Source organism: Mycobacterium sp. (assembly GCF_032162105.1).
In the GTDB taxonomy this organism is placed as follows: domain Bacteria; phylum Actinomycetota; class Actinomycetes; order Mycobacteriales; family Mycobacteriaceae; genus Mycobacterium.
This window is the reverse complement of the sequence record NZ_JAVRPS010000139.1, coordinates 1-7,915: the sequence shown is the minus strand read 5'-3', so window position 1 is coordinate 7,915 and position 7,915 is coordinate 1. Positions and strand designations below refer to the sequence as shown.

The window sequence follows — 7,915 nt, the reverse complement described above, 5'->3', positions numbered from 1 at the left end:
ATGAACCGCAAGTACATGCAGGACACCATGGCCAACATGCTGGTGCAGGCCGCCGACATGCAGACCACCATCGACACGATGACCAGGATGATCACGTTGATGGAAGAGATGAGCGCGACGACGCACGACATGGTCGGCCGGATGGACGGCATGGCAATCGACATCGCCGAATTACGGGACCACATATCCGATTTCGATGATTTCTTCCGCCCCATTCGCAACTACTTCTACTGGGAACCGCACTGCTACGACATTCCGGTGTGCATATCGATGCGGTCGATCTTCGACACGCTCGACGGTGTCGACACCATGACCGCTGACTTCCAGGATCTGCTCCCGGACCTGCACCGACTCGACGCGTTGATGCCACAGATGGCGGCCCTGATGGGCCCGAACATCGAGACCATGAAGTCGATGCGGACGATGATGCTGAGCATGCACTCCACGCAGGCGGGCATGCAGGATCAGATGGCCGCAAGGGACGAGAACTCGACGGCCATGGGTGATGCGTTCAACGACGCCATGAACGACGACACCTTCTATCTGCCACCGGAGATCTTCGACAACTCAGAGTTCAAACGCGGCATGGACAGCTTCATCTCGCCGAACGGCCACGCCGTGCGGTTCATCGTCTCTCACGAGGGCGATCCGCTGACCGCTGACGGCATCGACCGCATCGACGCCATCAAGCAGGCGGCGAAGGAAGCCATCAAGGGCACGCCCCTCGAAGGGTCCAAGATCTACGTCGGCGGAACCGCCTCGGTGTTCAAGGACATGCAGGAGGGCAACAGCTACGACCTGATCATCGCCGGGATCGCCGCGCTGACGCTGATCTTCATCATCATGCTGCTGATCACGCGCAGCCTCGTCGCCGCGGCCGTCATAGTCGGCACCGTGGTGCTGTCGCTCGGCGCGTCCTTCGGCCTGTCGGTTCTGGTCTGGCAGCACGTGCTGGGCATCGAACTGCACTTCATGGTGATGGCGATGGCGGTCATCATCCTGTTGGCCGTCGGTGCGGATTACAACCTGCTGTTGGTGGCGCGCCTCAAGGAAGAGATCCACGCCGGGATCAACACTGGGATCATCCGCGCCATGGGCGGTACCGGATCCGTCGTGACCGCCGCCGGCCTGGTGTTCGCCTTCACCATGATGTCGATGGTGGTCAGCGAGCTGATCGTGGTCGCCCAGATCGGCTCGACGATCGGGTTGGGCCTCCTTTTCGACACCTTGGTGATCCGGGCGTTCATGACACCGTCCATCGCCGCGCTTCTCGGCCGCTGGTTCTGGTGGCCGCAGGTGGTCCGGCCGCGTCCTTACCCGGCGCGTTGGCCTCGACAGCCGGTTGGTGCGCGCCCGCCGTCCGGCGACGGTCCGACCGAGTAGCTCAGCGTCCGAAGCCGGCGTCCCGCAGCGCCTGCGCCATCGACCCCGCGGATTGGTTCGATTCCCGAGCGTCAGACTTCTTGCCACGGTTGGGGTTCGGCTGTTTCCCCCGATTGCCATCGCCGCGAGGCGAGGTAGCTTCACGATCGGTGCCCTTGCCCTGACCGCGCTGCGGCGTGTCACCGAGGCGCAGAGTCAGCGCGATCCGCTGGCGATCCAGGTCGACGTCGATGACCTTCACCCGGACCACCTGCCCGGACCGTACGACCTCGTGCGGATCGGAGACGAAGCGGTCGGACATCGCGGAGACGTGTACCAGCCCGTCCTGATGCACGCCGACGTCGACGAACGCCCCGAACGCCGCGACGTTGGTCACCACCCCTTCCAGGACCATGCCCGCCTTCAGGTCGGCGACCTTCTCGACGCCGGCAGCGAAGGTCGCCGTGGAGAACGCGGGCCGCGGATCGCGTCCCGGCTTCTCCAGTTCGGCGAGGATGTCGGTCACCGTGGGAATGCCGAACCGGTCGTCGGCGAAGTCCGCAGGGTGCAGCGACCTCAACGACCGCTCGTCGCCGATCAGTTCGGCGAGGGTGACACCCGAACGGTCCAGGATCCTGCGGACCACCGGGTACGACTCCGGGTGGACCCCGGATGCGTCGAGTGGGTCGTCGCCGCCGCTGATCCGCAGGAAGCCCGCACATTGTTCGAATGCCTTGGGGCCCAACCGAGGAACGTCCAATAGCGCCTTGCGCTTGCGGAACGGTCCCGTCTTCTCGCGATGGGCGACGACGGCCTCGGCCAACGATTCCGTGATCCCCGAGACGCGGGCGAGCAACGCGACGGATGCGGTGTTCAGGTCGACGCCCACCGCGTTCACGGCGTCCTCGACGACGGCGTCCAGACTGCGGGCCAGCGTGCCCGGCGTGACGTCGTGCTGATACTGTCCGACGCCGATCGACTTCGGCTCGATCTTCACCAGTTCGGCGAGCGGATCCTGGAGCCGCCGCGCGATCGACACCGCCCCGCGCAGTGTCACGTCGAGGCTTGGCAGCTCGTGCGCCGCGTACGCAGAAGCCGAATACACCGAGGCGCCCGCCTCGCTCACCATGGCCTTCACTGGGGCATCGGCGCCTGCGGCCCGGATGTCGGCGATGAGTTCGGCGGCCAGGGCGTCGGTCTCGCGGGACGCCGTCCCGTTGCCGACCGCGATCAACTGGACGCCGTGGCGGGCGATCAGCGCCGCCAGGGTCGCCTTGGCCGCATCCCATTGCTTCTGTGGCTGGTGGGGGAAGATCGCGCAGGTGTCGACCACCTTGCCGGTGCCGTCCACGACGGCCACCTTGACGCCCGTCCGGAATCCGGGATCGAGGCCCAGCGTCGTGCGGGTACCGGCCGGTGCCGCGAGCAGGAGATCCTTGAGGTTCTTGGCGAACACCGCCACCGCGTCCAATTCGGCGCGTTGCCGGAGACGGATGCGAGCGTCGACCGCGCCGGAGATCATCAGCTTGACCCGCCACGCCACCTTGACCGTGGTCGCCAGCCACGGTGTCGCCGCGGCCGTCGAGGCCATGTCGACACCGAGCGTCTTGGCGACCATGGCGTGATACACCTCGTCGTCGCCGCCGTCGAGGTTGAGTGCGAGGACCCCCTCCTTCTCCCCGCGCATGACGGCGAGCACCCGGTGCGAGGGGATGCGCTCCAGCGGTTCGGAGAACGCGAAGTAGTCGCGGAACTTCTGCGCTGCAGCGCTTTTGGAAACTTCCTCCGACGACGGCGCCGTCTGCAGCGAACCGTCCGCCCAGAACTTGGCGCGGACGGCGCCCACTAGTTCGGCGTCCTCGGCCGCACGCTCGATGAGAATGTGGCGCGCCCCGTCGAGTGCCGCAACGGCATCGACGACATCCTCGCCGAGGAACCCCGCGGCCGCATCCTCGGGGACCAGCGTCGGATCGCTGAGGAGCTGATCGGCGAGGGGTTCGAGGCCGGCTTCACGGGCGATCTGGGCCTTGGTTCGCCGCTTGGGCTTGTAGGGCAGATAGATGTCCTCGACCCGGGACTTGGTATCAGCCGCCATCAGTGCGGCCCTGAGTTCGTCGGTGAGCTTTCCCTGCTCCCCGATGGAGGCCAACACCGCGGTTCGCCGGTCGTCGAGCTCCCGCAGGTAGCCGAGTCGCTCCTCGAGAGTCCGCAGCTGACCGTCGTCGAGGCTGCCGGTGACCTCCTTGCGGTACCGGGCGATGAACGGAACGGTCGAACCCTCGTCGAGCAGCCGTACGGCGGCGGCCACCTGGGCCTCACGTACGGCGAGTTCCTCAGCGAGACGGGTGTTTACGGACTTGACTGTCGGGCTCGGGGTCACGCGAAGACCCTACCGAATGCCCCTGACTCACTCGCGCAGCCACTGCCGCGGCAAGGAAGCAACCGAGTAACGCCCACCCCGCGAACCCGGTCAGCCCGTTGTTGGCCAGCAGCACCAATACGACGCCCGCGACGCAGATCAACGCACCGGCAACGGTCGACCGGGCACCGGTGGCGCGGGCCGGCGCGTCCCACCACGGCAGCGGACGGTGCTCGAGCGGTGAGAGCAGGCGGAACGTCGCGGCCATGACGACGGTGAAGACGAGCGCCCGCAGCGCAAGGAGTCCCCAAAACCCAGGAGCGTGCACGTCGTAGGCGTCGAGACCGACGGCGTGCAGCGAGAACATGGCAATCGCGATCGCCGGGATGTGCCAGAGGTAGAGCGTCATCGCTCCCCCGTTGCCGACGGCGACGACGCGCCAGACACGTGGCCGCTCGGCCCACCGCCGGACCGCGCCCGCGGTGGCCACGAACACACACGACACCCACGTGCAGTGCAGCGCGAGGAGCAGCGTCGGCGGCGACACATTGGACAGGCGCTCTGTGCCTGTCACCACGAGAGAGACGTCGTATGGACCGGCCAGGCAGAGCACGACCTGCGCGGCGAACGCGGATGCCGCGGTGGCGAGTGCCGCGCCCGGACCAATCAGTCGGCGCGCGTAGGCCACGCCGATCACCACGGGGATCAGCCAGACGATCAGGAAGTTGGCGGCGCCCGCCGTGTCCGTGCCGAGCGCGATCCGAAGCCCGTCGAACGCCGCCGAGGTCACCAGCAGCGACGCGATCACGACCGCCACCGCACGCCCCGTAGTCAGCCGGGTCAGAGCCGGCACGAACGCGAGCACCACCAGATACACGCCGAGGAACCACAGGAGCGCCACGCTTTCGCGTCCGACCCCCGCTGCGGACTCCGCTCCGAGGATCACGCGCACCACGAGGAGACCGACCGTCCATGCCGCGAGATACCAGAACACGGGCCTGCACAGTCGCTGCGCCCTGGTGAACAGCCAGGTGCCCCACGGCGTACCCGCCCGCCAGCCGTACGCGCCTGCCGCGCCGCCTGCGAGGAAGAACAGCGGCATGACCTGGACGACCCACGTGATGGGGGCGATCGCGGGTCGCTCGCCGAGCAGGTTGCCGATGTGCAGACCGCCGGTGTCGATGGTGGCGAGCAGCAGCGCGCAGTGCCCGAACATGACGACTACCAGTGCGGCCAGCCGGGCGACGTCGACCGCGCGGTCGCGGCCGGGTGCGGTGTCGTCGGGGACCTTGCGTGAGTCGGTCCCGAGCTTGGTGAGCGGCATGTACCCAGCATGCCGTGCCGCTGGCCGCCATGGATGAGTATGACTACGCGACTCGCGCAGCAAACCCCGATATCGCTGATGCAGCGTCGGACACGACAGTAAAGTGCCGTTCGTGGGCAGAAACGTGTTGACCAACGGCGGAGGTCGCTGGTTGGCGTTGGCAGCCTCGGTCGCCGTCTCCGCCGGCATGGTCTACGCCCAGGGCGCAGAGGCTCCGTGCTGTGCCGAACCCGCGACGGTCACCCCGGCAAGCCCGGAATCCGTGCCGGCCGGCGCCTCGGGCGTCGCCACTCCCGCGGAGGCGGAATTGTTGGCGGCAAGCGCACCCGTCGCCGCCCCTGGCTTCCAGTTCGCGGTGCCCGCCGGCGTCGCGCCGGAGGACGGGTTGCAGGTCCACACCATTCGGGCCGCCCGTGCGATCAGCGTGATGTTTCCCGAGATCAAGACCATCGGCGGTTACCGGCAGGACGCCTTGAAGTGGCATCCCAACGGCTTGGCGATCGACGTGATGATCCCGAACTATCACTCCGACGAGGGAATCGAGCTCGGCAACCAAATCGCCGGCTTGGCCTTGGCGAACGCGGAACGCTGGGGCGTGATCCACGTGATCTGGCGGCAGGGCTTCTACCCGGGCATCGGCGCGCCGAGTTGGACGGCCGATTACGGCAACGAAACCGCCAATCACTTCGACCACGTTCACATCGCCACCGACGGCGGCGGATACCCGACGGGGCAGGAAACCTACTACATCTGACGTGCGTGTCCTTGCCCGTGCTGCAGGCATTACCTGGGCGGCAAGGTTTCTCCAAGGTGTCCGTCGCAGAGTGGTGTGAGCGGCCACCACGGCCGGCACCCGACGACAACCGACGCCGACCCAAGGAGCCCATCAGTGATCTACACAGTCCTGTGCGGCTACCTGCTTGGCTGGGCGCTGACCTCGATCGGTTTGGCCCTCACCATCCGCAAGCTGAACGACCCGGTCCGACCTCAGCCGCATCCCATCCGGCTCGCCGCCGCTGCCGGCCTCGCGTGGCCCCTGGTGATCCTGGGCGCCGCCGAGATGGTGGCCGTCGCGATCTTCGTGGACGCCGCTCGACGCCGGAGATCCGCGAGCACGCAGTTCGACGAGTTGCCCGTCCGCAGTGACTATCCGTCCAGCGGACCGTCCTCGGTGGGCCGATCATTCCAACCGGCCGCGCCGACGACGTCGAACCACGTCACCGCCGGTGTCGAGGGGTACAGCAGCTGATGCAGGTGGCCGGGGAAGGTCATCGGATGCCCCTTTGCCGGATTGGCCTCGACTTGGGCTGCGATGACTTCGGCCAGCGCATAGCCGAGGTCATGACGTGGCCACGACGCATGCACCCGATCCGCGAACCCCGGCGGGAGCATTTCTCGATCAGTGCCGACGATGTCCGTGCCGATCCCCAGGTGGGTGACGGCGTGTACCGAACCAAACCTGTGCGCCAAGCCGACGCTGGTGTGTAGCGCAATCGCCTGCCACACCGTGACGACCCGCTCTTCCTGAACGCCTCGGTCACGCAAGAAGCGCGCCGCGGCGTCGGCACCGTCGACTTCGAACCGTTGATCGCCGTTGCCGTGCTCGGTGACACCGAGGTCGTGCAGCACGCAGCTGAGGAAAACCAGTTCGTCGTCATAGTCGACATCGGGCCGCAGTCCCGTGGCTGCGGCGAGCTCTCGAGCGAACAGGTAACTGCGCACACTGTGATTGGCGACGAAGGCCGGCGAGACGTCGAACACGAACTGCTTTGCGGCGCAGGCGATGTCGGAATCTGGGAGATCCATACCGCAACGATGCCGGAACGGAGCTGGGCGCACTAGTGGCCAGATAGTCAAGTACTGCTAAGATCTAGCCACGATGATCGTCGGGGTGTTGGCGCTGGACCAGGTCATGGGTTTCGAACTGATGATTCCCGGCCAGGTCTTCGGCATGGCCAATCAGGCAGCCGAGGAGCCTGGAGTTGCAGGCCGCAGCGGGGCCTCACATGCACCGCCGGAGTATGAAGTTCGGGTGTGCGGGCAGCCATCGATCAGCACCACCGCGGACTGGGGCCTGGTCGAGATTCGCACGTCCTACGGGATGGACGCCCTGGCCGAAGCGGACCTGGTGGTGGTTCCTGGAACCCACCGATTTCTGGAACAGCCTGACCCGCAAGCAATTTCTGCACTGCGAGCCGCCGCCGACAACGGTGCACGGATCGCGTCGATGTGCGTCGGGGCCTTCACGCTGGCTGCTGCGGGTCTGCTCGACGGCAGGCGTGCCACCACACATTGGCAGTTCGCCGGTGAGTTGGCGCGGCGGCATCCCGCCATCGACGTCGACCCCAGTGTCCTGTTCATCGACGAGGGCCCGGTTCTGACGTCGGCGGGAGTGGCATCGGGGTTGGACTTGTGTCTGCACCTGATCCGCCAACACGCCGGCCCCGACCTGGCGGGGCGCACCGCGCGGCGGGTCGTGATACCTGCGTGGCGCGATGGCGGCCAGGCCCAGTACATCGAGCACGCCGGGCCCGCCGATGCCGACCATCCGCTGCAGCCGACGATCACCTGGATGGAGGAGAACGCGGTCGACGCGCTCGACCTGCAGGCCATCGCAAACCACGCGTCGGTCAGCGTGCGAACGCTGAACCGCCAGTTCCGTGAGCATTTCGGCACCACACCCTTGGGGTTGCTCACCACGATGCGCGTCGACCGAGCGCGTCGGCTGCTGGAATCCACCGGGCTGACCGTCGACCGCGTCGCCGAGCAGTCCGGGTTCGGCTCCTACGCCTCGTTGCGACATCACTTCGTCCGCACCGTTGGGGTGTCGCCACAGAAATACCGACAGAGCTACGTCGCCAGACACTGAT

At 66.8% G+C, this 7,915-nt stretch carries 7 protein-coding genes; 4 read left to right on the top strand and 3 right to left on the bottom strand.

Going from position 1 to position 7,915, the window contains the following annotated elements; translation table 11 throughout:
• A partial coding sequence (locus QOC69_RS06860) for an MMPL family transporter (RefSeq protein ID WP_526437683.1) occupies positions 1 to 1,383 on the top strand: 1,383 nt, incomplete at its 5' end.
• 1 nt (position 1,384) lies between these two features.
• Here the strand turns inward: QOC69_RS06860 and QOC69_RS06855 are convergent.
• Complete coding sequence (locus tag QOC69_RS06855; protein WP_526437681.1) at positions 1,385 to 3,742, bottom strand: Tex family protein; 2,358 nt, start codon at positions 3,740 to 3,742, stop codon at positions 1,385 to 1,387.
• Positions 3,696 to 5,045 carry an acyltransferase family protein gene (locus tag QOC69_RS06850; RefSeq protein ID WP_526437678.1) on the bottom strand — a complete coding sequence of 450 codons (1,350 nt, stop codon included), beginning with the start codon at positions 5,043 to 5,045 and terminating at the stop codon, positions 3,696 to 3,698. Before QOC69_RS06850 ends, QOC69_RS06855 begins: the two co-directional genes overlap by 47 nt.
• 103 nt (positions 5,046 to 5,148) lie before the next feature.
• On the opposite strand from QOC69_RS06850, the gene QOC69_RS06845 reads away from it, so the two are divergent.
• Together QOC69_RS06845 and QOC69_RS06840 are read left to right on the top strand one after the other, a co-directional pair.
• Complete coding sequence (locus tag QOC69_RS06845; RefSeq protein ID WP_526437676.1) at positions 5,149 to 5,799, top strand: VldE C-terminal domain-containing protein; 651 nt, start codon at positions 5,149 to 5,151, stop codon at positions 5,797 to 5,799.
• Positions 5,800 to 5,934: 135 nt separating this feature from the next.
• Positions 5,935 to 6,294 carry a hypothetical protein gene (locus QOC69_RS06840; RefSeq protein ID WP_526437674.1) on the top strand — a complete coding sequence of 120 codons (360 nt, stop codon included), beginning with the start codon at positions 5,935 to 5,937 and terminating at the stop codon, positions 6,292 to 6,294.
• Here the strand turns inward: QOC69_RS06840 and QOC69_RS06835 are convergent.
• A complete protein-coding gene (locus QOC69_RS06835; protein WP_526437672.1) occupies positions 6,192 to 6,851 on the bottom strand; it encodes an HD domain-containing protein in 660 nt (219 codons plus the stop codon). The two genes, QOC69_RS06840 and QOC69_RS06835, sit on opposite strands and share 103 nt — an antisense overlap.
• A 73-nt stretch (positions 6,852 to 6,924) precedes the next feature.
• Here QOC69_RS06835 and QOC69_RS06830 point away from each other — a divergent pair, with 73 nt between their 5' ends.
• On the top strand, positions 6,925 to 7,914 hold the full coding sequence (locus QOC69_RS06830; RefSeq protein WP_526437670.1) for a GlxA family transcriptional regulator: 990 nt from the start codon (positions 6,925 to 6,927) through the stop codon (positions 7,912 to 7,914).
• Position 7,915: the final 1 nt, after the last annotated feature.